A 1,416-nucleotide genomic window follows, 5' to 3' on the forward strand; every position below is an offset into this window, starting at 1 on the left:
AAGGTGCTTCGGTCTCGAAGACGACGGGGCAGAATGCTCCGGCACGAGGCGTCTCGGACGCCAAGGGACCGCATCGCGCCTTGAACCATTGCCGTTCAGGGTCGATGAGCGTGATCGAGGACATGCGGGTGCCGAGCATGCGCTGAGCGAGCTTCGCCAGAGCGTCGAACTCGCGTTCCGGGGCCGTGTCGAGCAGCGCGATCTCAGCGAGCGCCTTCTGGCGCACCGCTTCTCGTTGGCTGTCTGACATGTTCCCTCGCCACGTTCCTCCGCCATAGCTACCTTGGCATTGATGAATGTCCCGTTCCTAACGTTTTGATCAGGAGCCGCCACCGGAGTGATCGAGTCGGCTCGGCCGAGTTGAGGCAAGTCGGTAGCGCCCCTGGACAGGTCACCCATGGCTTCGCGCCGAAACAGAGTGAGCCAGTGGCAGCTCTGATGCTTATCGCGATTGCGCAACATGTGACAGCGCTGGCAGCGCGCCGTCAGGTTGGCATCCTAAATATTGGCCGTGTCGTGGTTGCGGCGGGCTACCGTCGGCACCATCAACGCGACGAAACGCGGGCGAGCAAGTCCTCGTCACGCGGCCGATGCCGGAACCGGTGATCCTCGCGATCGAGACAAGTCGAGTTTCCAGCGTATTACCACCAATCATTGCCGAGGCGGGAAACTCTCTGCAGGTGTGGGTGATCACATATCACGCACCGGACCTGCGTCCTGCGGGAAAATCTAGCTTGTCCAGAATTGAACACGACTTAGGCAGAACGCCGACCGCGCGGCGGACCGGAAGCGTTTTCCCCGTCACGGAGACCCGGCCCGCCGGTGACGCCAGCCGAGCGGCCATGAGGCGGCAGGCTGGTGTGACTGCTGGGTCAATGTTCGGCTGCCAATCCGGTTCCGGCAGCACAACGACCGCCAGAGATTTAGAATCTTGGCGGGCTCCGTTCTGAGGGAGCTGCGATTGCCCATCGCACCACGCAACACCTGCTCGATAGATTTGCTCCAGCTTGATGACAGACGTGTCGAGCTCACCCGTATTGTGTTCGAAGGGGGGGTCAACAGCGAGATTTACGACCATTGCACGTGTAGTGTCGGAAAATAATATATCGACATTCATAAGTAAAAATTTGATCCTAAATGACATTAATTCAATTCTTTGCCCTCTGTTTGATGGCGAATATCGGTGATCGAGGGTGCGGCATAAGGGTATGATTGTAGGAAAACGGAATTTTCAATTTGACTGTGGGCCTGCAGTGGCGCAGAAGTGTCTGCCGCCTCCGGAACGAGCGCATGCAACGCGAATGGAAAACGTGGCCGCAGATCGCGATCATGGTGCTACAACAGATCAAGAATTTTCCTTGCGGCCACAATCTGCTTTGGATTGAATTCAAAGATATTGATGATGATAACAGCATG

Annotated in this window: 1 pseudogene; it reads right to left on the reverse strand. The window is 57.3% G+C overall.

The window, feature by feature from the left end:
* Positions 1–250, reverse strand: a pseudogene (locus tag ABZT49_RS16915) (deubiquitinase); the annotation flags it as partial.
* Between the last annotated feature and the right edge of the window lie 1,166 nt (positions 251–1,416).

This window comes from Methylobacterium sp. EM32 (assembly GCF_040593685.1).
In the GTDB taxonomy this organism is placed as follows: Bacteria; Pseudomonadota; Alphaproteobacteria; order Rhizobiales; family Beijerinckiaceae; genus Methylobacterium.